The 24,985-nt window shown below is 69.0% G+C and carries 24 protein-coding genes; 11 read left to right on the forward strand and 13 right to left on the reverse strand.

Annotated features, from left to right (window positions below):
* The 3 genes from H074_RS28885 to H074_RS28895 all read right to left on the reverse strand — a co-directional run bounded on the left by H074_RS28885 (position 1) and on the right by H074_RS28895 (position 2,755).
* Positions 1 to 687, reverse strand: coding sequence for a phosphonatase-like hydrolase (locus tag H074_RS28885; protein ID WP_007033612.1), 687 nt, complete (start codon positions 685 to 687; stop codon positions 1 to 3).
* Positions 681 to 1,793, reverse strand: coding sequence for a TIGR03364 family FAD-dependent oxidoreductase (locus H074_RS28890; protein WP_007033613.1), 1,113 nt, complete (start codon positions 1,791 to 1,793; stop codon positions 681 to 683). The genes H074_RS28885 and H074_RS28890 overlap by 7 nt, the downstream gene beginning before the upstream one ends.
* Positions 1,794 to 1,978: 185 nt before the next feature.
* Entirely contained in the window at positions 1,979 to 2,755 is a 777-nt protein-coding gene (locus tag H074_RS28895; RefSeq protein ID WP_007033614.1) for a GntR family transcriptional regulator, read from the reverse strand.
* A gap of 349 nt (positions 2,756 to 3,104) precedes the next feature.
* On the opposite strand from H074_RS28895, the gene H074_RS28900 reads away from it, so the two are divergent.
* Positions 3,105 to 3,911: a S1 family peptidase gene (locus H074_RS28900; RefSeq protein ID WP_007033615.1), complete on the forward strand. Its 807-nt coding sequence runs from the start codon at positions 3,105 to 3,107 to the stop codon at positions 3,909 to 3,911.
* Positions 3,912 to 3,985: 74 nt separating this feature from the next.
* Here the strand turns inward: H074_RS28900 and H074_RS28905 are convergent, their stop codons facing one another.
* Complete coding sequence (locus H074_RS28905; protein ID WP_007033616.1) at positions 3,986 to 5,092, reverse strand: NAD(P)H-dependent flavin oxidoreductase; 1,107 nt, start codon at positions 5,090 to 5,092, stop codon at positions 3,986 to 3,988.
* A 183-nt stretch (positions 5,093 to 5,275) separates the two neighbouring features.
* Positions 5,276 to 6,892 (reverse strand): acyl-CoA synthetase, encoded by a 1,617-nt coding sequence (locus H074_RS28910; protein ID WP_200865827.1) that lies wholly within the window; start codon positions 6,890 to 6,892, stop codon positions 5,276 to 5,278.
* A 61-nt stretch (positions 6,893 to 6,953) separates the two neighbouring features.
* On the opposite strand from H074_RS28910, the gene H074_RS28915 reads away from it, so the two are divergent.
* On the forward strand, positions 6,954 to 7,742 hold the full coding sequence (locus H074_RS28915) for a crotonase/enoyl-CoA hydratase family protein (RefSeq protein WP_007033618.1): 789 nt from the start codon (positions 6,954 to 6,956) through the stop codon (positions 7,740 to 7,742).
* Positions 7,743 to 7,801: 59 nt separating this feature from the next.
* Here H074_RS28915 and H074_RS28920 read toward each other — a convergent pair whose 3' ends face one another.
* Positions 7,802 to 9,337, reverse strand: coding sequence for an acyl-CoA synthetase (locus H074_RS28920; protein ID WP_007033619.1), 1,536 nt, complete (start codon positions 9,335 to 9,337; stop codon positions 7,802 to 7,804).
* A 98-nt stretch (positions 9,338 to 9,435) separates the two neighbouring features.
* Between H074_RS28920 and H074_RS28925 the strand changes: the two genes are divergently transcribed.
* The 3 genes from H074_RS28925 to H074_RS28935 are packed head-to-tail and all read left to right on the forward strand — an operon-like array spanning position 9,436 to position 12,640.
* On the forward strand, positions 9,436 to 10,419 hold the full coding sequence (locus tag H074_RS28925) for a Zn-ribbon domain-containing OB-fold protein (RefSeq protein ID WP_007033620.1): 984 nt from the start codon (positions 9,436 to 9,438) through the stop codon (positions 10,417 to 10,419).
* An 8-nt stretch (positions 10,420 to 10,427) separates the two neighbouring features.
* A complete protein-coding gene (locus H074_RS28930) occupies positions 10,428 to 11,483 on the forward strand; it encodes a thiolase domain-containing protein (RefSeq protein ID WP_007033621.1) in 1,056 nt (351 codons plus the stop codon).
* Positions 11,480 to 12,640: a thiolase domain-containing protein gene (locus tag H074_RS28935; RefSeq protein ID WP_007033622.1), complete on the forward strand. Its 1,161-nt coding sequence runs from the start codon at positions 11,480 to 11,482 to the stop codon at positions 12,638 to 12,640. The genes H074_RS28930 and H074_RS28935 overlap by 4 nt, the downstream gene beginning before the upstream one ends.
* Here the strand turns inward: H074_RS28935 and H074_RS28940 are convergent.
* The 3 genes from H074_RS28940 to H074_RS28950 are packed head-to-tail and all read right to left on the reverse strand — an operon-like array spanning position 12,637 to position 15,758.
* On the reverse strand, positions 12,637 to 13,659 hold the full coding sequence (locus tag H074_RS28940) for a YhjD/YihY/BrkB family envelope integrity protein (protein WP_007033623.1): 1,023 nt from the start codon (positions 13,657 to 13,659) through the stop codon (positions 12,637 to 12,639). The two genes, H074_RS28935 and H074_RS28940, sit on opposite strands and share 4 nt — an antisense overlap.
* Positions 13,660 to 13,706: 47 nt before the next feature.
* Complete coding sequence (locus H074_RS28945) at positions 13,707 to 14,495, reverse strand: transglutaminase-like domain-containing protein (RefSeq protein WP_007033624.1); 789 nt, start codon at positions 14,493 to 14,495, stop codon at positions 13,707 to 13,709.
* 36 nt (positions 14,496 to 14,531) lie between these two features.
* On the reverse strand, positions 14,532 to 15,758 hold the full coding sequence (locus H074_RS28950) for a cytochrome P450 (RefSeq protein ID WP_007033625.1): 1,227 nt from the start codon (positions 15,756 to 15,758) through the stop codon (positions 14,532 to 14,534).
* A gap of 243 nt (positions 15,759 to 16,001) precedes the next feature.
* On the opposite strand from H074_RS28950, the gene H074_RS28955 reads away from it, so the two are divergent.
* The gene (locus H074_RS28955) at positions 16,002 to 17,165 is read left to right on the forward strand and encodes a steroid 3-ketoacyl-CoA thiolase (RefSeq protein WP_007033626.1); all 1,164 of its coding nucleotides are present in this window, start codon (positions 16,002 to 16,004) and stop codon (positions 17,163 to 17,165) included.
* Positions 17,166 to 17,452: 287 nt separating this feature from the next.
* Here the strand turns inward: H074_RS28955 and H074_RS28960 are convergent, their stop codons facing one another.
* Entirely contained in the window at positions 17,453 to 17,932 is a 480-nt protein-coding gene (locus H074_RS28960) for a pyridoxamine 5'-phosphate oxidase family protein (RefSeq protein ID WP_007033627.1), read from the reverse strand.
* A gap of 40 nt (positions 17,933 to 17,972) precedes the next feature.
* Positions 17,973 to 18,818 carry an SCO6745 family protein gene (locus H074_RS28965; RefSeq protein ID WP_007033628.1) on the reverse strand — a complete coding sequence of 282 codons (846 nt, stop codon included), beginning with the start codon at positions 18,816 to 18,818 and terminating at the stop codon, positions 17,973 to 17,975.
* A gap of 63 nt (positions 18,819 to 18,881) precedes the next feature.
* Between H074_RS28965 and H074_RS28970 the strand changes: the two genes are divergently transcribed.
* On the forward strand, positions 18,882 to 19,748 hold the full coding sequence (locus H074_RS28970) for a GNAT family N-acetyltransferase (protein WP_039923601.1): 867 nt from the start codon (positions 18,882 to 18,884) through the stop codon (positions 19,746 to 19,748).
* Positions 19,749 to 19,807: 59 nt separating this feature from the next.
* Here the strand turns inward: H074_RS28970 and H074_RS28975 are convergent, their stop codons facing one another.
* Both H074_RS28975 and H074_RS28980 read right to left on the reverse strand, forming a co-directional pair.
* The gene (locus tag H074_RS28975) at positions 19,808 to 20,713 is read right to left on the reverse strand and encodes an SDR family oxidoreductase (protein WP_007033630.1); all 906 of its coding nucleotides are present in this window, start codon (positions 20,711 to 20,713) and stop codon (positions 19,808 to 19,810) included.
* Entirely contained in the window at positions 20,710 to 21,507 is a 798-nt protein-coding gene (locus H074_RS28980; RefSeq protein WP_007033631.1) for an SDR family oxidoreductase, read from the reverse strand. The genes H074_RS28975 and H074_RS28980 overlap by 4 nt, the downstream gene beginning before the upstream one ends.
* A gap of 92 nt (positions 21,508 to 21,599) precedes the next feature.
* Between H074_RS28980 and H074_RS28985 the strand changes: the two genes are divergently transcribed.
* From H074_RS28985 to H074_RS29000, 4 genes are read left to right on the forward strand one after another with little or no spacing between them, the layout of a single operon-like run.
* Positions 21,600 to 22,349, forward strand: a complete 750-nt coding sequence (locus H074_RS28985; protein ID WP_007033632.1) for an enoyl-CoA hydratase family protein — start codon at positions 21,600 to 21,602, stop codon at positions 22,347 to 22,349.
* Positions 22,349 to 23,209: a CoA transferase subunit A gene (locus tag H074_RS28990; RefSeq protein ID WP_007033633.1), complete on the forward strand. Its 861-nt coding sequence runs from the start codon at positions 22,349 to 22,351 to the stop codon at positions 23,207 to 23,209. Before H074_RS28985 ends, H074_RS28990 begins: the two co-directional genes overlap by 1 nt.
* Positions 23,206 to 23,931 carry a CoA-transferase subunit beta gene (locus H074_RS28995; protein ID WP_007033634.1) on the forward strand — a complete coding sequence of 242 codons (726 nt, stop codon included), beginning with the start codon at positions 23,206 to 23,208 and terminating at the stop codon, positions 23,929 to 23,931. The genes H074_RS28990 and H074_RS28995 overlap by 4 nt, the downstream gene beginning before the upstream one ends.
* On the forward strand, positions 23,928 to 24,974 hold the full coding sequence (locus tag H074_RS29000; RefSeq protein WP_007033635.1) for an NAD(P)H-dependent flavin oxidoreductase: 1,047 nt from the start codon (positions 23,928 to 23,930) through the stop codon (positions 24,972 to 24,974). The genes H074_RS28995 and H074_RS29000 overlap by 4 nt, the downstream gene beginning before the upstream one ends.
* Positions 24,975 to 24,985 lie beyond the last annotated feature (11 nt).

The raw sequence follows: 24,985 nt of genomic DNA on the forward strand, positions 1-24,985 counted from the left end.
TCAAAGCTCCTTTTGAGACAGCAGGGCAGGGAGGTCGCGGACGGATTCGAGGACGTGGGTGGCGCCGGCGGCTTCGAGTTCCGGCTCCTTCGCCGATCCGGTGAGCACGCCGGCGACGATCGAGGCGCCGGACCGCAGCCCGGTCTGGACGTCCGAAGGGGTGTCACCGGCGACGGCGATCCGGCGGACGTCGGTGATTTCGAGCCGCAGCGCGGCGGCGAGGACGAGGTCGGGGAACGGGCGGCCACGGACGCCCTCACCCGGCGCCAGCACGGCGTCGGCGAGGCCGTGCCAGCCCAGCGCGTCCAGGATCGCGTTCTGCGTGCTCGGAGCGAAACCGGTGGTGAGCGCGACCTTCACCCCGTGGGCACGCAACTCCTGGATCGTTTCTTCGGCGCCGGGGATCGGCTCGCAGTGACCGTCGGCGACGAGTTTCCCGTAGGCGTCCTGGAAGGCGGAGTTCGCGCGCTGGGCGAGTTCCTCGTCCCCGTCGAGCAGTGCGCGGAAGACGACGATCTTCGACTGTCCCATCGTTTCGACGACGTAGTCGAGCATGCCGGGGAAGCGGCTGTCCTCTTCGGACACTCCGGCGGCGGCGATCGCCTCGGTGAAGGCGCGGATCACCAGGCCGTCGTCGGCGACGGTGGTCCCGGCCATGTCCAGGACGACGAGTTCGGTGTTCACCATGACAGCTCCTCCGCGGTGTCTTCGGCGATGGCGGGGGAACAGGTCATCCCCCGGCCACCCGGTCCGGTGACGAGCCACGCGTTGTCCGCGACGCGGGCGCGGTGCACGATCCGGGAGGTGTCGGTGGTCTGGGCGTAGACCCCGGCCCAGCGGCGGGCGATACGCGGGAGCGGCCGTCCGAGCAACGCCCCGGCGACCTCGGCCAGGTGGTCGTACGGGTCTTCGGTGGTGTCGAAGGAGAACGGCTCGTCGTATTCGTGGGTGTCGCCGATGGTCAGCGAGCCGTCGAGGCGCTGGACCATGAGCAGCTGCATCTTGTTGACCGCGGCGATCTCGCCCTGCGGCTGGCCCGCGTTGAGGCCGTCGAGCGCCTCACCGCGGTACGCCGGGTAGTAACGGAAGCTGTCCGCGTCGGCGACCGTGGTGGTGAGGATTTCACCGAGTGGCTCGGTCTGGGCCATCTGCAACCGCACCCGGCGGACCGGGGCCTGCCCGGCGAGCTCCTTGACCAGGCCGCCGGTCCAGGCGCCGGTGCACAGCACCACGACGTCGCCCTCGTGGGTCTCACCCGTGTCGTCGACGACGCCACGGCCGGTCAGGTCGCGGATCTCGCGGCCGGGCACCCAGGTGTAGCGGCCGGATTTCGCCAGTTCGGCGCGCAGGGCGGGCTGGGCGACGCGCGGTTCGACGGCGGCGTCGCGGTCGCACCAGAGCGCGCCGAGGAAGTCACCGCGCAGGGCGGGGTTCAGCTCGCGGGTCTCGGCGGCGTCGAGCAGCTTGAAGCCGCGATCCTCGGTGGTGGCGGCCGCCGCTCGCGCGACGGCGAGTTCGGCCTCGGTGCGGACGACGGTGAGGGAGCCGTTCGGCCGGAAGCCGATCCCTTCGACGCGTTCCCCGATGCGTTCCCACAGCACTCGCGCCCGCGCGGCCGTCTCCAGTTCGGGACCACTGGCGCGGCCACCGACCCAGACCAGGCCGAAGTTGCGCACGGACGCGCCCCTGGCCTCGGGTTCACGTTCGATCTGGACGACGTCATGGCCACGTTCGACGGCCTGCCAGGCGTGCTGGGTGCCGAGCACTCCGCCGCCGATGATGAGGATTCGCACACCGCAGACGCTCGCTTGCGCGCACCAACGCTCCGTGACCCCCGCCCTAACCCCAGGTGAAGTACCTCCGAAATGTGGACCAGACCTGTTATCTTTACGTTATATTACCACGGCGAGTAGTCACCTGCTTGCGTTCGTTGAAGTTGCAACCACCGCAAGAAGGTGACGACTTGCGGTGGAGACGGCTACTCCACGCGGCCCAGGCGGGTCTCGAAGGAGAGCCGGTCGCCACGGAACAGCGACCGGACGCGCTCGAACGGGATGCCGTCAGGCCCCCACGACGTCCGGTGCATCAGCAGCATCGGCAGCGCCGGGTTCGTCCCGATCAGGAGAGCCTCCCGCGGGGTGGCGAGCACGGTCTCGACCCGCTCCTCGGCGCCATCGAAGACCACCCCGAGCCTTTCCCGCAAACAGGCGTAGAGCGACTGTGTGGGATCGAACACATCCATAAGTGTCGGGAATCGCGCTGCGGTGAGATAGGTCGATTCCAGCCCGACCCGCTCGTCGTCGGCGAGCAGCACCCGTTCGATGTGGATGACGTCGTCTTCGGGATCGATTTCCAGTTCCGAAGCCAGTGACGGACCCGCCTCCCGGCGTTCCAGCGAGATCAAATTCCGGCCCGGCTGAATGCCCTGCCTCCTGAGTCCTTCGGTGTAACTCACCAAAGCGAGCGGCTGGACGAGCTTCGGGCCCGCGACATACGTGCCGCTCCCCTGCCGCCGGCTCAGCCGCCCTTCGAGCACGAGTTCACCGACGGCCTGGCGTACCGTCGCACGGGAAACCTCGAATCGTTCGGATAGTTCCCTTTCGGTGGGAAGTACCGCTCCTTGCCCTAATTCGGAGATCACATCGAGCAGATCGACTTTGACCGCGTAATAGCGGGGAATGCGACCATGCTCGGGAATTCCGTCCCGAACCGGGCCGTCGGCGGGAGGGTGCAGTCTGGGCGAACGCGCTTTCACGATCCAGATCCTAGGCCCGTTTCCCCGCACCTGTACTGACCCGAACGAAGTGTTCATGCCACGCTCACACTCGTGGACGAAAAGGGCACCTCGTTCGGCGGATCGGGCAGGTGTGACGGAGCGTTCAGCCTTCCGGCGGTTCCGGCGCTCACCGGTCCAGGAGTAGGGGCATTGGGCACTCCGGCCTAAGCCATTCGTCGGCGATCCGGCCCGGACGTCCGTTAATCACCACCATCGGCCGAAAGATCCGAAGAAAGTTGGTTGTCCGGGCGTATGCCCACCTGCTGTAGTCAGTTGGCCGCAGTCAGTCCCCCTGCCTCCACTGTGGACAGCCGGAAGGAATGAACCCTTGAACATCAAGCGTCGGTTCAGCCTGCTCAAAAAGACCCTGATCGCCGTCGCGGCGGCCGGAACCCTGGCGGGCCTCGCCACGGCCCCGCAAGCCGCGGCCGCGCAGCCGCCGTCCACCGACGTGGTCGGTGGCACCCGCGCCGCCCAGGGTGAATTCCCTTGGATGGTAAGGCTTTCCATGGGTTGCGGCGGTGCGCTCTACACCCCGCAGATCGTGCTCACGGCCGCGCACTGCGTGTCGCGGACCGGGGCCAACACGGGCATCACCGCCACCCTCGGCGTCGTGGACCTGCAGAGCACGGCGGCCAAGAAGGTCAAGTCGACCTACGTGTACCGGTCACCGACCTACCCCACCTCCACCGGCGGTGACTGGGCCCTGATCAAGCTCGCCAGCCCGGTCAGCGGCATCCCGACGCTGCCGATCACCACCACGACCGCCTACAACAGCGGCACGTTCACCGTCGCCGGCTGGGGCGCCGCGACCGAGGGCGGTGCTCAGCAGCGCTACCTGCTCAAGGCCACCGTCCCGTTCGTCTCCGACTCGACCTGCAAGGCGCAGGGCGGCAGCTACGCCGACCTGATCGACAGCGCCGAGATCTGCGCGGGCAACATCGACTCCGGCGGCGTCGACACCTGCCAGGGTGACTCGGGGGGCCCGATGTTCCGTCGCGACAGCGCCGGGGCCTGGATCCAGGTCGGCATCGTCAGCTGGGGCGAAGGCTGCGCGCGGGCGCACGCTCCCGGCGTCTACACCGAGGTGAGCACCTTCGCGACCGCGATCAAGAACGCGGCCGCCGGGTTGTAGTCCCCACCGCACGGCATGCCTGACTCGTGAGTGGTAAGGACGGTTCTAACCGTCCTTACCACTCACGAGTCTTTTCAGCGGGTCTTGTCCAAACGCGACAGTGTCTCTTCGTACCCCGACACGAGTTCCGTGATCACCTCGGCGACCGGGCGCACCCGGTCCATCCGCCCGACGATCTGCCCCACCGGCATCGAGACCACGCTCGGATCCGCCGCGTGGTGGATCCGGTTGTGCGCGTGGGAGACCAGCAGGTTCTGCAGCGGCATCGGCAGCGGTTCGGGCGCGTCGGGCGCGGCCCACGCCTCGGTCCACCGCGTCTTGAGCAGCCGCGCCGGTTTGCCGGTGTAGATCCGCGTCCGGACGGTGTCGGACGAACCCGCCGCGACCAGTGCGCGTTGCATCGCCTCGGACTCCCCCATGGTCTGGAGGTATTCCTCGGTGGCGAGCCAGAAGGAACCCATCCACACCCCGGACGCGCCCAGCGCCAGCGCCGCGGCGACCTGCCTGCCCGAGCCGATCCCGCCGGCGGCGAGCACCGGGACGCGGTCGCCGACGGCGTCCACCACCTCGGGCAGCAGGACCATCGACGCGATCTCGCCGGTGTGCCCACCCGCCTCGTAGCCTTGCGCCACAACGATGTCCACGCCGTTGTCGACATGCCGGACCGCGTGTTCGGCCTTACCCGCCAAGGCCGCGACCGGCACGCCCTTCGCGTGACACTGCTCGATGACGTCCACCGGCGGCGACCCCAAGGCGTTGGCGATCAGCCGGATCGGGTGTTTCAGCGCGACCTCGACATGGGACCGGGCGACCGAATGCAGCCAGCCCAGCACCCCGGCGCGTTCGTCGGTGTCGTCCGGCAGCGGCGGCACCGCGAGGTCACGCAGTGTCCGCTCCACGAAGTCGCGATGCCCCTGCGGGATGTGTTTCGCGAGATCGATCGACGTCCCTTCGGCGGGGATCTTGGCGGGCATCACGATGTCGACGCCGTACGGTTTTCCGCCGGTGTTCTCATCCATCCAGGACAGGACGGCGTCGAGCTCGGCGGCATCGTTGAACCGCACACAGCCGAGCACGCCCAGACCGCCCGCCCGGCTGATCGCCGCGGCCACGTGTTCGGACGGGGTGAACCCGACGATCGGCAGGTCGATCCCGAGCCGGTCGCACAGAGACGTCCGCATGAAACTCCTTCAGTGCCGGTTGGTGAACCCGCGTCCGCGATCGACGTCGGCAGAACGCAGACCGCCATACGCCTCACCGATGCGGAGAGGCGTCCTGCCACCGCGATAGCGGGGCCTACGGCCGGGCGGGTTCACGCGTTTGGTCGCCTTTCCAAGTAACTCTTCAGCTCCGCCAACAGGCTGCTACGCCGGTTGGATGGTGATGGGCTCGTGCTCGGAGGTGTAGCGCTGCGCCCAGGGATAGTCCGGTTTCCCGCTGGGCGACCGCCCGATCTCCTCGGCGAGCCAGAGACTGCGCGGCACCTTGTACCCGGCGATCTCGGTCCGCACATGCGCTTCGAGCGCGGCGACGTCGAGTTCCTTGCCGGACCTCGGCTGGATCACCGCGGCCACCCGCTGGCCGAGCCGGTCGTCGGGGATGCCGATGACGAGCGCGTCGAAGACATCCGGATGCGACTTCAGGGCACCTTCGACTTCTTCCGGGTACACCTTCTCGCCGCCGGTGTTCACGCACTGCGACCCCCGGCCGAGCAGGGTCACCGTGAGGTCTTCCTCGTAGCGCGCGTAATCACCCGGGACGACGTACCGCTTGCCGTCGATCTCGACGAAGATCTTCTCGGTCTTCGCGGGATCCTTGTAGTACCCGAGCGGGACGTGCCCGCGCCGGGCGATCAGCCCGATCGCGCCCGGTTCCGGATCGACGAGCGCGCCGTCGTCGTCCACCAGGATCGCGTCCTTGCCGAAGTTGACCCGGGGACCGGCGGAGTGATCGCTGTCCTTGCTGACCATGCCGATACCGGTGAACCCGCTTTCGGACGACCCGATCGCGTCGGTGATCACCACGTGCGGGAGCAGCGACAGGAATTCCTGCTTCACCGACTGGGAGAACAGGGCGGCGTGACTCGACACCGCCACGATCGACGACGCGTCGTAATCGCCCTCGCGATAGGCGTCGATCAGCGGCCGCGCCATCGCGTCGCCGACGATGGTGAGCACCTGGACTTTGTTGTCCTGAACGGCTTTCCAGACCTCATGCGCGTCGAATCGCGGGACGAACACGACCGGGCTGCCGGTGAACAGCGCGCCGAACGCGGCCCACTGCGCGGCGCCGTGGATCAGCGGCGCGGCCGGGAGCCGGACCAGGCTGCCCGACTTGCCCTGTTCGGCGAGCGTCCATTCGTCCGGGACGTATTCGCCGGTGACGAAGTTGATGCCGCCGCCGAGCGCGCGCCAGATGTCCTCGTGGCGCCACAGGACGCCCTTGGGGTACCCGGTGGTCCCGCCGGTGTAGAGGATGTAGATGTCGTCGGCGCTGCGCTCGGCGAAGTCCCGCTCGGGTGAGCCTTCGGCGAGCGCGGCTTCATAGTCCACGCCGCCGTAGGACGAGTAGTCGCCGTCGCTTCCGTCGTCGATAACAACAACGTGTTTCAGTTTCGGCGTCTCCGGCAGGACGGCGGCCACCTTGTCCGAATACCCGCGCTCGTGAACCAGGGCCACGAGATCGGCGTTGTCGAACAGGTACCGCAGTTCGCCGTGGACGTACCGGTAGTTGACGTTGACCGCGATCGCGCGCAGCTTGTACGCAGCGATCATCGATTCCAGGGCCTCGATCGAGTTCCGGGAATAGACACCGATGTGGGATCCGGGTCCCACGCCGTGTGCGGCGAGGTGGTGCGCCAGCCGGTTGGCGCGCTCTTCCAATTCGGCGAAGGTGACCCGCCGATCGCCGCAGACGACCGCGATGCGCTCCGGCACGGCGTCGACGGCGTGCTCGAGTAGATCCGCGATGTTGAGTGCCACTTCCTCAAAGTAGAACATGTTATTGTTCTGGGCAATGGCGGCTATTCCGACGGAGGCTCTGGTGGGCGAACCGCACGCGCTGGTGGAAAAGATCGAACACACCCTCGTGGTCACGATGAACCGGCCGGAGGCCCGCAACGCGCTCAGCGGCGAGATGCTCGGGATCATGGTCGAGGCGTGGAACCGGGTCGACGAGGACGACGACATCCGGTGCTGCGTGCTCACCGGCGCGGGCGGCGCGTTCTGCGCGGGCGCGGACCTGAAGTCGATGTCGAAGAACTCGCCGTCAGACTCGTTCGAGAAGGGCACGTTCGACCCCGGCAAGATCGAGGGCCTGCTCAAGGGACGACGGCTGACGAAGCCGTTGATCGCGGCCGTGGAAGGCCCCGCGATCGCGGGCGGGACGGAGATCCTGCAGGGAACGGACCTCCGCGTCGCGGGCGAGAGCGCGAAGTTCGGGGTGTCCGAGGCGCGGTGGAGCCTGTTCCCGATGGGCGGTTCGGCCGTGCGGCTCCCCCGCCAGATCCCGTACACCGTCGCCGCCGACCTGCTGCTGACCGGACGGCACATCACCGCGGCCGAGGCGCTGGAGATCGGCCTGATCGGCCACGTCGTACCGGACGGGAAGGCGCTGGGCAAGGCGCTGGAGCTGGCAGGCCTGATCGCCGCGAACGGGCCGCTGGCGGTCCGCGCGATCCTCAAGACGATGCGCGACACCGAGGGCATGCACGAGGAAGAGGCCTTCAAGCTCGACGCCCAGTACGGCATCGAGGTCTTCGCGAGCGAAGACGCGAAGGAAGGTCCCCGCGCCTTCGCCGAGAAGCGCAAGCCCGTCTTCCGGGGCCGCTGACCCCGCAATTCGTCACCTACTTGCGACGGAGGACCATCGCAAGTAGGTGACGGATTGCGTCAGGGGGCGCGGAGCTTGCGCTTGTAGAGCTTCCCGTTCGGGTCACGCGGGAGTTCGGGCAAGTAGTCGACGGAACGCGGGAGCTTGAACTTCGCCAGCCGGGATGCCGCGTACTCGAGGATCTCCGCGGTCAGCTCCTCGGAGGGTTCGACACCGTCCGCCGGCTGGACGACGGCTTTGATCGTCTCGCCCCAGTCCTCGTGCGGGACGCCGAACACCGCGACGTCGGCGACCTTCGGATGCATCACGAGTTCGCCCTCGATCTCCGCCGGGTAGATGTTGACCCCGCCCGAGATGATCAGATCCGCCTTGCGGTCGTGCAGGAAGAGGTAGCCGTCCTCGTCGAGATGCCCGACGTCGCCGAGGGTGAACAGGTCCCCGACCCGTGCTTTGTCCGTCTTGGCCCGGTCCTTGTGGTACTCGAACTTCGAGTCGCCCATCTTCATGTACACCGTGCCGGTCTCGCCGGCGGGCAGTTCCGTGCCCTCGTCGTCGAGGATCTTGATCGTCGAACCCGGCCACGGCAGCCCGACCGAACCCGGTTTCTTCAGCCACTCCTCGCCGGAGATCGCCGTCCCGCCGCCTTCGGTGGCCGCGTAGTACTCGGTGACGACCGGGCCCCACCAGTCGAGCATCCGGCGTTTGACCTCCAGCGGGCACGGCGCGGCACCGTGGATCATGACGCGCAGCGAACTCAGGTCGTAGGCCGCGCGGACGTCGTCCGGCAGCGCGAGCAGGCGGCGGAACTGCGTCGGGACCATGTGGCTGTGCGTGACGCGGTGCCGGTCGATCAGCCGCAGCGTGTCCTCGGCGTCCCAGTGGTCCATCAACACCGCGGTATGCCCCAGTTGCAGCGAGATGGCGACGAAGTTCAGCACCGCCGTGTGATAGAGCGGCGACCCGCACAGGTGCACGTGCCCGTCGTGCGGCGCCAGCCCGAAGATGCCGAAGAACCACGTCGACGCGCCGGGGACGGAGTCGGGGTCGGCGCCGGTCAACGGCCGCCGGACACCCTTGGGCCGCCCCGTGGTCCCCGACGTGTAGAGCATCGGCGAGCCCGCCGTGCGCCGCTCCGGACGGCCGTCGCCTTCTCCGGAGCCGAGCTCCTCGATCCGGCGGAAGCCATCGACGTCACCGACGGCGAACCGGCCGCGTTCCGGGATGCCGGCCTCGTCGGCGGCCGCGATCGCGACGTCGGCGAAGCGTTCGTGCGCGAGGAACGCCTTGGCGCCGCTGTCGGACAGGATGTAGGCGACCTCCGGCCCGACCAGATGCCAGTTGACCACCACGATGTACAGACCGGACTGGATGGCGGCGAAATAGGCGGCCACTAGTTCGTCGCCGTTGGGCTGCAGGACGACGACCACGTCCCCGGCCTCGAGCCCGAGGGCCTGCAGGCCCCGGGCGTACGCGTTCGCTTTCGCGGCGAGGTCCCCGTAGCCGATCGAGCGGCCGTCCGGATCGACGAGCGCGACCCGCTCCGGCTCCTGCGCGGCGATGTTCCAGACCCCAAGTGTCCCGGTGGCAGTCGACATACGCGCAAATCTAGAACGCGTTCCACTCAAGGGCAACCGCCAGGTAGGCCCAGACGGCCGATCTTGCCGTGAAATCGAGAACGTGTTTCACTCAGGAGGTGAGCGCACCTGAACTCCCGCTGTCGGCCCCGCTCAACGTGGGTTTCGACTACACGCGTTCGGTCGGCCCAGTGCTCGGCCGGTTCGTCAACGCCCTGCGCGAGCGCCGTGTCGAAGGCGTCCGGGGCAGCGACGGCCGCGTCCACGTGCCCCCGCTGGAATACGATCCCGTGACCGCCGAAGCCCTGACCGAATTCGTGCCGGTGGCCTCCGAGGGCGAGATCGTCTCCTGGTCCTGGATCGCCGAACCCGTCGACGGCCAGCCGTTGTCGCGGCCGTTCGCGTGGGCGCTGATCCGGCTCGACGGCGCCGACACCTCGATCCTGCACGCGGTCGACGCAGGTTCCCCCGGAGGAGTCCACACCGGACAACGGGTCCGGATCCGCTGGGCGGACGAGACCGTCGGTCACATCCGGGACATCGCCTGCTTCGTCCCCGCCGACGGGCCAGACACCGCGACCACCGAGGCGCCACCCCCGGTCGCGAAACGCGAAGAGGGCGCGCCGGTCAGCGTGGTGATCACGCCGATCCACCTGCGCTACGAGCATTCCGCGTCGCCGGAGGAGAGCCGGTACCTGCGCGGGCTCGCCGAGGGGAAGCTGATCGGCCAGCGCTGCCCGTCCTGCGAGAAGGTCTACATCCCGCCGCGCGGCGCCTGCCCGACCGACGGCGTCCCGACCACCGACGAGGTCGAACTGCCCGACACCGGCATCGTCACGACGTTCTGCATCGTGAACGTGCCGTTCCTCGGCCAGAAGATCAAACCGCCCTACGTGGCCGCGTACATCCTGCTCGACGGCGCGGACATCGCGTTCCTGCACCTGGTCCTCGGCTGCGACGCCGCCGACGTCCGGATGGGCATGCGGGTCCGGGCCGCCTGGAAACCACGGGACGAATGGTGGACGTCGCTGGAGAACATCGGCCACTTCGAACCGACCGGCGAACCCGACGCGCCGTACGAATCCTTCGCCCACCATCTGTGAGGACCACCGTGCCAGATGTAGCTGTCGTGGGCTTCGCGCAGGCCCCCAACGTCCGCAGCACCCCGGGCACCACCAATGGCGTGGAAATGCTGGTGCCGATCTTCGCCGAGGTCTTCGACCGGACCGGTCTGTCCAAAGAGGACATCGGGTTCTGGTGCTCGGGTTCCTCGGACTACCTCGCCGGCCGCGCGTTCTCGTTCATCGCCGCCGTCGACGCCATCGGCGCCTTCCCGCCGATCCACGAGTCACATGTCGAGATGGACGCAGCCTGGGCGTTGTACGAGGCATGGCTCAAGATCCGGATGGGCGAGGTCGACACCGCGCTGGTCTACGGCTTCGGCAAGTCCTCCGCCGGGCAGTTGCGGCGGGTGCTGGCGCTGCAGATGGACCCCTACGTCGTCGCGCCGCTGTGGCCGGACTCGGTGAGCGTCGCCGGGATCCAGGCGAGGCTGGGGCTCGAATCCGGGTTGTGGTCGGAAAAGGATCTCGCCGAGGTCGCCGCGCGCAGCCGCGCCGACGCCGTGGGCAATCCCGCCGCGCAGATCTCCGGACCGGTCGAGGTCGCCGACCTCCTGGACGCCCCGTACTTCGCGGATCCCTTGCGGGCCCACGACATCGCCCCCATCACCGATGGCGCCGCCGTGCTCGTGCTCGCGTCGGCCGAGCGGGCGGCGGACCTCGTCGACAGTCCCGCGGTGATCACCGGGATCGAGCACCGGGTCGACTCTCCCGCGCTCGGTGTCCGCGACCTCACCAAGTCACCGTCGACAGCGGCCGCCGGGCGGGCGCTCGACCTCGACGGCGTCGAGGTCGCGGAACTGCACGCGCCGTTCACCCATCAGGAACTGATCCTGCGTGACGCGCTGCGCCTCGGCGACCAGGTGCGGATCAACCCCTCCGGCGGCGTCCTGACCGGTAACCCGATGTTCTCGGCGGGGCTGGCGCGGATCGGCGAGGCGGCGAACCGCATCCTCGACGGCAGCGCGCGCAAGACACTCGCCCACGCGACCAGCGGCCCCGTCCTCCAGCAGAACCTGGTCGCGACCTTGGAGGTCCTCTCGTGAAGCACCTCGCGGCCGTGCTGGGAACCGGCCAGACCCACCACAAGGCCAAGCGGACCGACGTGTCCATGCCCGGACTGCTCCGGGAGGCCATCGACCGGGCCATGCTCGACGCGCGGACCGGCTGGGACGACATCGACGCCGTCGTCCTCGGCAAGGCGCCGGATCTGTTCGAGGGCGTGATGATGCCCGAACTGTTCCTCGCCGACTCGCTCGGCGCGACCGGGAAACCGTTGCTGCGCGTGCACACCGCGGGCTCGGTCGGCGGTTCGACCGCGCTCGTGGCCGCCTCGCTGGTGCAGGCCGGGATACACGAACGGGTGCTGACCGTGGCCTTCGAGAAGCAGTCCGAGTCGAACGCGATGTGGGGTCTGTCGATCCTGCCGCCGTTCCAGATGCCGGTGGGTGCGGGGGCGGGCGGTTACTTCGCACCACACGTGCGTTCCTACATCCGGCGGTCCGGCGCGCCCGACCACGTCGGCGCGATCGTCGCGGCCAAGGATCGCCGCAACGGTGCCCTCAATCCGTACGCCCACCTGCGGCAGTCCGACATCACGGTCGAGTCGGTGCGGGCATCGCAGATGCTGTGGGATCCGATCCGCTACGACGAGACGTGCCCGTCCTCGGACGGCGCGTGCGCGATGGTGATCGGGGACGAGGCGTCGGGCGACGCCGTTCCCGGTGGCGCGGCGTGGATCCACGCGACCGCGATGCGCACCGAACCGACCACGTTCGCCGGACGCGACCAGGTCAATCCCCAGGCCGGACGGGACGCCGCGGCCGCGCTGTGGCGGGACGCGGGCATCACCGACCCACTGTCCGAAGTGGACGCCGCGGAGATCTACGTGCCGTTCTCGTGGTTCGAGCCGATGTGGCTGGAGAACCTGGGGTTCACCGACGAATGCCAGGGCTGGAAGCTCACCGAAGCCGGCGAAACCGCGCTCGGCGGACGCCTGCCGGTCAACCCTTCGGGCGGCGTGCTCTCGTCGAACCCGATCGGGGCTTCCGGGATGCTCCGCTTCTCCGAAGCGGCCAAGCAGGTGATGGGCCGGGCCGGGGACTACCAGGTCGACGGAGCGCGGATCGCGCTCGGGCACGCGTACGGCGGTGGTTCGCAGTTCTTCTCGATGTGGGTAGTGGGGTCGGCCAAGCCTAGCTAGGGGCGGCGTCGCGGGCGCAGGCGTTGCGCGGTCAGTGTCGCCACCACCCCGGTCACCGCGCCCACCAGGACCGGCTTGAGACAATGCCGATCGGGGACGGCCACCACCGGCCGGACCATGACGGGAGGGGGCGGCCGGACCGGATCCGGCGGGGCGTCGCGCGCGGTCGCCGTCCAGGCCGTGACGAACACGAGCATCCGGGCCACCAGTGAGATGAAGAAGATCAGACCGATGATGGAGCCGAACGCGACCCCGGTCGGCGAGTTCCCGATCAAGCGCAGGTAGATCCCCCCGGCCTGCTTGAGCAGTTCGAAGCCCAGTGCCAGCGCGACCGCGCCGCGCATCGCGCTGCGGACCCCGACCGGTTTCCGCGGCAGCCTGGTGAGCACCCAGAGGAACACGAGCCAGTTGGCCAGCAGCGCCAAGGGAATCGAGATCGCCGACAGCACGTTGTGCCCCCAGGCGGTGTCGTCCACCCCGGCCAGTCCCAGCAGGTACCGGCCGAGCGCGGACCCGGAAATGGTGATCGCGAAGGAGACCAGCAGCGCGCTCGCGAGGCCGAGAAGCGCGAGCAGGTCCGCGGCGACCGTGCGCAGCAGCGGGAGATCCGACCGGTTCTGGCCCCACAGCGCGGTGAGCGCGTCGCGGAGTGAGTTCATCCAGTTCCAGCCGGAGTACAGCCCGATGATCAGACCGATGAGCCCGACGCTGGTGCGCTGCTCCACGAATCCGGTGAGCAACTCCCCCGCCTTGTCACCGAGCCCACCGGGCAGGGTGCCGGTGATCGCGTTCAGCATCGACTCGAGCAGCTGCGGCTGGCTCGCCAGCACGAAGCCGGCCACCGAAACCGCGACCATGAGGATGGGCACCAGCGAGAACAGGCTGAAATAGGTGATCGACGCGACGTAGTGGTAACCGCCGTACTCGATATAGCGGTTCACCGCCCGCGCCACGTGATCCAGCCAGCGGTGGCGGGCACGCAGCCGCTGCCATTTCGTCGGTGCTTGCTTCTCCCTCACACGCCCATGTCTACCTCAGCGAGGTCACGGCTCGTGGGCAACACGCATCAGGCGAGCGCGATCAGCTCCGAGCCGTCGTCCTCCGGCAGCGACGGGCCCGCGGTCGCCAGCACGGTGTTGCCGAGGAAGTCCAGCTCACAGCCGAGGGTGGAGAGGAACGCGGTGTCGGCGGCGTCCCGCCCGGTCGCGATCCGGCTCAGGCTCTGTCTCGGCGCGAGGCCGGTGGCGTCGAACACGTACCAGCGGCCGTCGATCGCGGCCTCGAACACGGCGTGGAAGTCCATTGGGGACAGTCCGGGCGCGTAGACCGCGGCGAACCGGGCGGGGATGTCGAGCACGCGGCACAGCGAGATGCAGACGTGCGCGTAGTCGCGGCAAACCCCCTCCCCGGCGAGGTAGGTGTCGACGGCGTCATCGGTCGGCGAACCCGAACCGACCACATAGGACAGGTGCTCGCCCACGTGCCGGACGATCGCCTCCACCTGGGCGCGCGCGTCGGGCAAGCCACCGAAGCGGGCCAGCGCGAGCCCGCCCATCCGGTCCGAGGGGCAGTACCGGCTGGGCCTGGTGTAGCGGATGACGTCGGCCATACGGACACGCTCGGCGTCGGCGGTGTCGAGCGCGCGTCCGGCCCGGTACCGCACGACGTGTTCTCCGGACGGCAGGTCGAGGACCTGGGCCCGGGTCCCGTGTTCGAACGCCACCTGGCGCGGTGGCGCGGGATAGGCGAACTCCTCCCGGTCGGCCCCGCCCGCGAGCGCGATCACGAACGCGGCGGGGCCGGGTTTCGTGACCCGGAAGGACATTTCGACGTCGACCTGCACGTGGGGACCCATGGCCCCATGGTGCCCCACGGCGTCGCGCCAGGCCGATCAGGCGTAGCGGACCTGGTAGTGCTTGATCCCGTTGAGCCAGCTCGACCTGAGCCGTTCGGGCGGGGAGACCTCGGCGATGTCCGGCATGACGTCGGCGATGGCGTTGAAGATCAGATCGATCTCCAGCCGGGCGAGATTGGCGCCGATGCAGTAGTGCGAACCCGTGCCGCCGAAGCCGACGTGCGGGTTGTCCTCGCGGAGGATGTCGAACTTCTCCGGCTCGTCGAAGTGGTCCGGGTCGAAGTTCGCGGAGCTGTAGAACATCCCGACCCGGTCGCCCTTGCGGATGTGCTGCCCGCCGAGTTCGGTGTCCCGGGTCGCGGTGCGCTGGAAGGCGACCACCGGGGTGGCCCAGCGGACGATCTCGTCCGGCGCGGTCTTCGGCCGCTCCTTCTTGTACAGCTCCCATTGATCGGGGTGGTCGAGGAACGCCTTCATTCCGTGGGTGATCGCGTTGCGCGTGGTCTCGTTGCCGGCGACGGCGAGCAGGATGACGAAGAAGCCGAACTCGTCCGACGCCAGCGATTCACCGTCGACATCGGCCTGCACCAGCTTCGTGACGATGTCGTCCATCGGGCACCTGCGCCGCTCTTCGGCCATGTTCCAGGCGTAGCCGACGATCTCCGCGGACGCGGCGAGCGGTTCGACCTCGTACTCGGGATCGTCGTAGGCGACCATCTGGTTGGACCAGTCGAAGACCTTGAGCCGGTCCTCCTGCGGGATGCCGATCAGTTCGGCGATGGCCTGCAAGGGAAGTTCACACGCGACGTCGACGACGAAATCGCCGGAGCCCTTCTTCTTGGCCTCGCTGACGATCCGCTCCGCGCGATCGCGCAAGGTGTCTTCGAGCTTCGCGATCGACCTCGGCGTGAAGCCCTTCGACACGATCCGCCGCAGCTTCGTGTGCTGTGGGGCGTCCATGTTGAGCAGGACCAGACGGTTGGCTTCGAGGCTGTCGTCGGTCATGTTCTCGTCGAACCGGATAATCGCGGTCTTCTCCCGGGAGGAGAACAGCTCGCTGTCCCTCGACACCGCCTTGACGTCATCGAGCCGGCTGACCACCCAGTAGCCGTCATCGCGGAAGCCCGCGGTGTTGTGCGGCTGCGGATTCCACCAGACCGGTGCCGTGCGGCGGAGTTCGGCGAACTCCGCCAGAGGCAGTCTGGTGGCGTACAGATCCGGATCGGTGAAATCGAAACCGGCGGGGATCAGGGGAGCGGCCACGGGCTACCTCCTACGCGGTTCGCCAATGAAACACGTTCTAGACCCGATTGAAGCATACGGCGTTTACCAAGTGAAGAGTTTCCGGTGAAACCCGTTAACTCAACCGGCGAGGATCAGGCCGGCCTGGCAACGAGCAGGAACGGCGACCAGTGATCGAAATCCGGCCGACCCAGGGGCGGCTTGCTCAAATTAAGAACGTGTTCTACTTTTCTGGGTAGTGAACGGTGTTCCCAGGAGGCGAACGTGGGTAGTCCGGTGATCGTCGAGGCGGTCCGCACCCCTATCGGCAAGCGCAGGGGCCAGCTGGCGGGGCTGCACGCCGCCGAGATCCTCGGCGCGGCGCAGCGCGCCCTGCTCGAACGCGCGACGCTGGATCCCGCGCTGGTCGAACAGGCGATCGGCGGCGCCGTGACCCAGGCCGGCGAGCAGGCGGGCAACATCACGCGCACGGCGTGGCTGCACGCCGGACTCCCCGAGACCACAGGCGCGACCACCATCGACGCCCAGTGCGGCTCGGCGCAGCAGGCGACACATCTGATCGCCGGGCTCATCGCGGCCGGCGCGATCGACGCCGGCGTCTCCTGCGGTGTCGAGGCGATGAGCCGGGTCCCGCTGGGCGCGAACCGCGGCGAGGGCATCGGCACGCCACGGCCTCAGACGTGGTCGATCGACATGCCGAACCAGTACGGCGCGGCCGAGCGGATCGCGGAACGCCGCGGGATCACCCGCCACGACGTCGACCGGTTCGGGACGGCGTCGCAGGCCAAGGCCGCCGCCGCGTGGGCGGCGGGACACTTCGACCGCGAGGTCGTCGCGGTGAAGGCACCCGTGCTCGGCGAGGACGGCACGCCGACCGGCGAGACACGGCTGGTGTCCCGCGACCAAGGACTCCGCGAGACGACCGTCGAAGGCCTCGCCAAGCTCAAACCCGTCCTCGAAGGCGGCGTGCACACGGCCGGGACGTCGTCGCAGATCTCCGACGGCGCGTCCGCGCTCCTCCTGATGGACTCGGACCGGGCCAAGGCACTGGGCCTCGAGCCGCGAGCGCGGATCGTCTCGCAGGCGTTGGTCGGCGCGGAGCCGTACTACCACCTCGACGGCCCCGTGCAGGCGACCGAGCGCGTCCTGGCCAAGGCGGGGATGACGATCGGCGACCTCGACCTCTTCGAAGTCAACGAGGCGTTCGCTTCGGTCGTGTTGTCGTGGCAACGGGTGCACCGGCCCGACGAGGACAAGGTCAACGTGAACGGTGGCGCGATCGCGCTCGGGCATCCCGTCGGCAGCACCGGCGCCCGGCTGCTGACCACGGCGTTGCACGAACTGGAACGCCGTGACGCGAGTACCGCGCTGGTGACGATGTGCGCCGGCGGCGCGCTTTCCACCGGCACGATCATCGAACGGATCTAGGCCGCCACGGGTACACGACCCGAGCACCACGTCCGGCCGATCCGGGCCGGCTGGTCGTGAGTCGCGCTTCGGTATTTCTTGGGATGAGGCAAGGCGTCAGGTCGACGCGGCCCGCGAGCGCGTGAGATGTCACTCAGGGTGAGAGATGTGTGGAAATAGGGACGTTCACTGTCCCTATTTCCACACAGTCGACATCATCGTCCCGGTGTCGCACAAAGTCGTCACACAAAGGCACTGACCCGACCACGACACGCCACCTACCTTTGCCTTGCCTTTCGCGCCTGGCCCTAGGCGACCTCGACCACCGGCCCGTTGTCCGGCCTGGCGAGCCGTTTGCTTCCCTGCCCCTCCTTCCAGAAGTCGAAATAGATGGTGTTGCCCTCGACCCAGGTCAGCACCGCCTCGGTGAGGTCGAGCCGGAAGACGTGAGCCTCCCCGTCGTCGCCCTGCAGGCGGGCGACCTCCGCCGGATCGGTGATCTCGACGGCCTTTCCCGACACCTTCGCGTCCGCGCCGCCCTCGTCGATCGCCGAGGCGGCGTGGATCGCGAACCTGCCGTCATGCCGCAGGTCCTTCGCCTTCATCGCGCCGATCATCGAACCGATCAGCAGGTCCTGCTCACGGAAATCGACCTCACTGCCACTGACCCGGGGCGAACCGTCCCGCCGGACGGTCGCCAGCACATGCGACTTCGCGGCGGTGAACCGCTCTTTGATCTTCTCCGCCAGCGCGGGTGCCTCTTCACTGAACTGCTGCCACGTCGCCATGCCGAACAGCGTTTCACCGGGGTACGACAGTTTCGAGCGGTCAGGGCCGCGGCGCCCCCATCGGGTTCGGCAGCGGGATCGCCCCGGTGTCGAAGATCCGGCGGCTCAACGGGACGGCTGTCCGCACCAGCTCGGCGGCCCCGTCCGCCCCCAGTGCTTCGAGCGGGCCGGCGGCGAGCCGGTCGGTCTCGTCCTCGATCCGTTGGCGCAGCGCGATTCCCGGGTCGGTGAGCTTCAGGTCGCCGTCGAGGACGCCCCGTTCGGTCAACCGCGCGACGCTCTCGTCCCACTCGCCGTCGGACCAGCCGCGGTTGATCTGGATGACCTCGCGGGTGACCGCCCCGCTGCCGATGTGGGTCAGCGTGGTGTCGAGCCCGCGCAGCCCCGCCGCGACGGCGGAGAGCACATGACCGTCCCCGCGATGCTCGCGCAGGACCGTCGCCGCGAGCCAGACCCTGCCGACCACCGTGGCTGGCCTGGTGACCGAGGACCAGGCCGCGGCGAGTGGCCTGGCCGCGTAGTCGCAGCCGGTGACGGCCTGTTCGAGCAGATCGGCGAGTCGCCCGAGGGACGGATCGGCGGGCAGGATCCGGTTCAGGACTTCCTCGACGGCGTCCATCCGGCTCTGGAGCACGACCGCCGGTTCGGCGTGTTTCCACGCGTCGGGCAGGAATCGCGCGACCATCCTCGGGGCGAATCCGAAGAGCATCGCGGTCGCGGGTGGTTCCGGCAGCGGCCCGAGCGGCGCGACCCGGCCGGCGAAATAGCCCATCCACCAGCTCGGCAGGCCTGCCGCCTTGGCCGCGGCCGCCGTTTCCGGGGCGAAGTAGACGACGGCGTGCAGCGGCTCGACCGCTTCCCAGAGACGGCGCTGAAGTGACTTCACTCCCCCATCTTGCCGCGCCGAAAACCGGATGCGACCGGTCTCGGCGTGGTGTGTGATCACGACATGGTGATCAGCTTGGAGAAGCCGGGGACCGACGGACTGGACGAGGCCGTGGACGCGCTGCGGGAGTGGCAATCCGAGGGCGTGGCGTGGCAGCTGCATCCCGGTGACCTCGGCTGGTTCCAGCGCTCGGGGACGGAGGCGACAGCCGCGGCGGTCCGGATCTGGCGCCGGGACGGGCGGATTCTCGCCATCGGGCTCTTGGACGGAGCCGATCTCCTGCGGCTCACGACCGCGCCGGACGTCCGTCACGACGAGGACCTGGCGCGGCGGCTGACCGAAGACGTGATCGCGCCGGAACGTGGTGTGCTGCCGTCGGGGAAGGTGTCCGTCGAGGCGCCGGAGGACGCTCTGATCCAGGATCTGCTGCCCGGGCACGGCTGGCGCACCGACGAACCGTGGACACCGCTGCGCCGCGATCTCACCGAACCGGTGAAGGCCCCGGACCTTCGGATCGAGACGATCGGACCGGACAAGGGACACGTGTGGGCCGGCGTGATCCGGGCGTCGTTCGACGGGTCGACGTTCACCGCCGGGAAGTGGCACGCGATGACGGCCGGAGCGCCGTACACCGATGCCCGGTGCCTGGTCGGGTACGACGGGCAGGGTGAAGCCGTCGCGGCGGTGGCCGTGTGGTCGGCCGGTCCGGGGAAGCCCGGCGTGCTGGAGCCGATGGGTGTGCACCGGGACCATCGCGGGCACGGCTACGGCAGGGCGCTCACCGTCGCCGCGGCGGCCGCGCTCCAGGAGCTCGGCTCGTCGAGCGCGGGTGTGAACACGCCGAGTTCCAATGTCGCCGCCGTCGCGACCTACGAATCAGGTGGGTTCCAGCGGCTTCCCGAGGTCCGGGACCTGACGCGGGACGCCTGAGCTGAAGGGGACTTTCCCCGCATCGCATGCGGTGAAAGCGCCCTTCAACCCCCGAAAACCTAAGCCCCGTAAACGGGTTCAGGCACCGGAGCCTCGGCCAGCAGTTCCGCCACGACGGGGCCGAGTTCGGCCGGTGACCATCGGGAACCCTTGTCCCGCACCGTGCCGTGCCGCCAGCCCTGCGCGATCGAGACGCGTCCGCCGTCGACCTCGAACACCCGGCCGGTGACCGCGGACGACTCCTCGCTGCCGAGCCATACCACCAGCGGCGACACGTTTTCCGGTGCCATGGCGTCGAAACCGGCCTCCGGCGCGGCCATGTCGTCGGCGAACGCCACTTCGGTCATCCGGGTCCGGGCGGCCGGGGCGATCGCGTTCACGGTGACGCCGTAGCGCGCGAACTCGGTGGCCGCGACCAGCGTGAGCCCCAGGATGCCGGACTTCGCGGCCGCGTAGTTCCCCTGTCCGACACTGCCGAGCAAACCTGCCCCCGAACTGGTGTTGATCACCCGCGCGGCCCGCGTCCGGCCCGCCTTCGCCTCGGCTCGCCAGTACCCGGCGGCATGCCGCGTCGGCGCGAAATGGCCCTTCAGGTGGACGCGGATGACCGCGTCCCATTCGTCCTCGCCGAGGTTGACCAGCATCCGGTCGCGCAGGAAGCCCGCGTTGTTGACCAGGACGTCGAGCCCGCCGAAGGTTTCGACGGCCGTCCGCACCAAGGCCGCGGCGCCGTCCCACGAGGCGATGTCGTCGGTGTTCGCCACCGCCTTGCCGCCGAGCGCCTCGATCTCGTCGACGACGTCCTGCGCGGGTCCCGCCGAGCCGCCGCTGCCGTCGATCCCGGCGCCGAGGTCGTTCACCACCACTCGCGCGCCCTCCGCGGCGAACGCGAGCGCGTGCGCCCGTCCGATGCCGCGACCGGCTCCGGTCACCACGACGATCCGGCCGTCGGCGATCCCGTTCACACCGGCTCCTTTCGTTCTTTCACCAGGGAATTGGAAGCGGCGAGGAAGGCGGGCACCTCTCCCCCGCCGTGCACGGTCAGACAGGCACCGCTGACATAGGAAGCCAGCGGGGACGCCAGAAACACCGCGCAGGAACCGATCTCGTCCGGATCCGCCAACCGTCCTAACGGGACGGTCGCGCCCACGGCCGCGATCCCGGCCTCGTCGCCGTAGTGCAGATGCGAGTGTTCCGTCCGCACCATGCCGACGTCGAGACCGTTGACCCGCACCTTCGGCGCCCACTCGACGGCGAGCGACGCGGTCAGGTTGTCCAGGCCCGCTTTCGCCGCACCGTAGGACGCAGTCCCCGGCGACGGTCTCGTCGCGCTGACGCTGCTGATGTTCACGATGACGCCACCGCTTTCCTGGCGTTGCATGATCGCGTTCGCCGCACGGGCGACGGTCAACGGCGCCAGCAGGTTCAGCGCGACGATCTTTTCGTGGAACCGCGGCGACGCGTTCGCCGCCTCGGCGTACGGCGCGCCGCCCGCGTTGTTGACCACGACGTCGAGCCTGCCATGACGACGGACGACCTCCTCGATGAGCGCGTCGACCTCTCCCGGGTCGCGGACGTCACAGGAAATGAACGTCGACGCCCTGCCGTCGGCGCGCACCGGCCGCTCGGGTTCGGTGCGGGCGCAGGTGACGACTTCGGCGCCGGCGCGCAGAAAAGTCCTGGTGACACCGGCGCCGACGCCGCGTACCCCACCGGTCACCAGCACCACGGCGCCGTCGAGCCGGAGTTCGAGTGCCATACCGGGCCTCCTTCACGGTCGCTGTACCCGGGCCGGACGTCCTGCTAACGTACCAAGCAAGTGCTAGGTTTGGTAGCTGCGGAGGGTGCACGATGACCGTTTCCACCCACTCACCGGAGCCCGGCATCGCCGTGGTCACGGTCGACGCGCCCCCGGTGAACGCGCTGAGCGTGAAGGGATGGTTCGCCCTCGCCTCCGCCGTCACCGACGCCGGACGCGATCGGTCGACCCACGTGGTGGTGCTGCGCGCGGAGGGCCGCGGGTTCAACGCCGGGGTCGACATCAAGGAGATCCAGCGCGATCCGGGGTACGGCGCGCTGATCGGCGCGAACGAGGGCTGCGCGGCCGCGTTCTCCGCCGTGTACGACTGCGCGGTCCCGGTGATCGCCGAGGTGCGGGGCTTCTGTCTCGGCGGCGGGGTCGGCCTGGTCGGCAACGCGGACGTGGTGGTCGCCAGTGACGACGCGACCTTCGGGCTTCCCGAGGTCGATCGCGGCGCGCTGGGCGCGGCGACCCATCTCGCGCGGCTGGTCCCCCAGCATCTGATGCGGGCCTTGTACTACACGGCTTCGACGATCACGGCGGAGCAGTTGCACCACCACGGTTCGGTCTACGCCGTCGTCCCGCGAGAGGAACTCCACGAGACCGCGCTCGGCGTCGCGCGGCAGATCGCGGCGAAGGACACCCGCGTGATCCGCGCCGCGAAACAGGCCATCAACGGCATCGACGTCCAGCCCGTGCACCGCAGCTACCGCTTCGAACAGGGATTCACCTTCGAACTCAACCTGGCGGGCGTCTCGGACGGCGCACGTCAGGAATTCTTGGACGGTAAGGGGAACTGATGGCCGACAAGCGGATGACCCCGGACGAGATCGTCGCCGAGCTGAAGGACGGCATGACGATCGGGATCGGCGGCTGGGGCTCGCGGCGCAAACCCATGGCGCTGGTGCGCGCGATCCTGCGCTCGCCGGTCAAGGACCTCACCGTGGTCTCCTACGGTGGTCCGGACGTCGGGCTGCTGGCGTCGGCGGGCAAGATCAAGCATCTCGTCTTCGGCTTCGTCACGCTGGACTCGATCCCCTACGACCCGTGGTTCTCCCGGGCGCGGGAATCCGGGTCGATCACCGTCACGGAGTACGACGAAGGCGTGTTCGGCACCGGGCTTTCCGCTGCCGCGCAACGACTTCCGTTCCTGCCGACGCGGGCGGGGCTCGGCTCCGGCGTCATGGACCTGAACCCGTCGTTGCGCACCGTCCGCTCGCCGTACGACGACGCCGAAGAGCTGCTGGCCGTGCCCGCTCTCAAGCTCGACGCGGCCTTCGTCCACCTCAACCGCGCGGACGCCCGGGGCAACGCGCAGTATCTCGGACCGGATCCTTACTTCGACGAATTGTTCGCGCTCGCCGCCGACAAGTGCTACGTGTCCACGGAAAAGATCGTGGAGACGGCCGAGCTCACCGAAACGGCGCCGGTGCAGAGCCTGCTGCTGAGCCGGATGCTCGTCACCGGCGTGGCCGAAACGCCGAACGGCGCGCACTTCACCACCGCCGTCCCGGACTACGGACGCGACGAACGATTCCAGCGCCATTACACCGAAGCGGCCAAAGATCTCGACGCGTGGCCGAAATTCGTCGACAGGTTCCTGTCCGGGGACGAAACGCGGTATCAGAAGGCCGTCGCCGAATTCGGGGAGTCCGCGTGAGTGACATCAGCCGTGCCGAAGTGGCCGTCGTGGCCTGTGCCGAATTGTTCCGCGGCGACGGCGAGATCGTGGTGAGCCCCATGGGTTTCATCCCGTCGCTGGGCGCCCGGCTCGCCAGGCTGACCTTCGAGCCGGACATCCTGCTGTCCGACGGCGAGGCCTGTCTGATGACCCCGGACGCCGTCGTCGAAGGCTGGCAGCCGTTCCGCAAGGTCCTCGACACCGTGGTGCCGCGCGGAAAGCGGCATGTGGTGATGGGCGCCAACCAGATCGACGGCGAGGGCAATCAGAACATCTCGGCGATCGGCGAGCATTCCCGGCCCAAGAAACAGCTTCTCGGCGTGCGGGGCGGACCGGGCAACACGGCCAACCACCGCACGAGCTACTGGGTTCCCCGGCACAGCAAGCGAGTCTTCGTCGATCAGGTCGACGTCGTGTCCGGCGTCGGCTACGCCAGGGCACGCGAAGCGGGTTTGCGGCATCACGACGTCCACCGGGTCGTCACCAACCTCGGCGTCCTGGACTTCGGCGGCGAAGACCACGCGCCGAGGCTGCTTTCCGTGCATCCGGGGGTTTCCGTGGACGAGGTCGTCGAGGCGACGTCGTTCCCGCTGATCACCGACGGCGTCACGGAGACCCGGCTGCCGACCGAGTCCGAACTGCTCCTGATCCGGGCCAGCCTGGACCCGAAGTCCTTGCGAGACAAAGAAGTTCCGTCGTGAGGACCGCGCTGACCGAACTGGCCGGGATCCGGCACCCGATCGTGCAGACCGGGATGGGCTGGGTCGCCGGACCACGGCTGGTGTCCGCGACGGCGGAAGCGGGCGGTCTCGGCATCCTCGCGTCGGCGACGATGACCTACGACGAGCTGGCGGCGGCGATCAAGGAGGTCAAGAGCCGCACGTCGCGGCCGTTCGGGGTCAACCTCCGCGCGGACGCCGAGGACGCCGCGCGCCGGGTCGAGCTGCTCATCACCGAGGAAGTCCGCGTCGCGTCCTTCGCGCTCGCGCCGAAGAAGGACATGATCGCGCGGCTCAAGGACAACGGCGTCCTCGTCGTCCCTTCGGTCGGTGCGGCCAGGCACGCGGAGAAGGTCGCGGGCTGGGGTGCCGACGCCGTCATCGTGCAGGGCGGCGAGGGCGGTGGGCACACCGGCGGGGTCGCGACGACGCTGCTGCTGCCCTCGGTGCTGGACGCCGTCGACATCCCGGTGGTCGCGGCGGGCGGCTTCTTCGACGGCCGGGGGCTGGCCGCCGCGCTCGCCTACGGGGCGGCCGGGGTCGCCATGGGCACCCGGTTCCTCCTGACGAGGGAAAGCACCGTTCCCGACGAGATCAAGCAGGCTTACCTCGCCCGTGACCTCAACGGCACTGTCGTCACCCGCAAGGTGGACGGGATGCCGCATCGCGTCCTGCGGACGGAACTGGTCGATGCGCTCGAGTCCGCCGGTCCGGTGAGCGGCCTCGCCAGGGCCGCCCGCAACGCCGCGAAGTTCCGGAAGCTGACCGGGCTGTCGTGGCGCTCGCTGGCCACCGAAGGGTTGCGGATGAAACGCGGCGGCGACCGGACGTGGTCACAGGTCCTGATGGCCGCCAACACGCCGATGCTGCTGCGCGCCGGGCTGGTCGAGGGCGACCGGAGCGCCGGCGTGCTGGCGTCCGGGCAGGTCGTCGGCCTGCTCGACGACCTGCCCGCGGTCGGCGACCTCATCGAGACGATCGTCGCCGACGCCACCGGTGTCCTGCGGCGGCTGGCCTCGGAGTGAGGGGCCGGGCG

The sequence above is a fragment of the Amycolatopsis decaplanina DSM 44594 genome (genome assembly GCF_000342005.1).
Lineage (GTDB): Bacteria > Actinomycetota > Actinomycetes > Mycobacteriales > Pseudonocardiaceae > Amycolatopsis > Amycolatopsis decaplanina.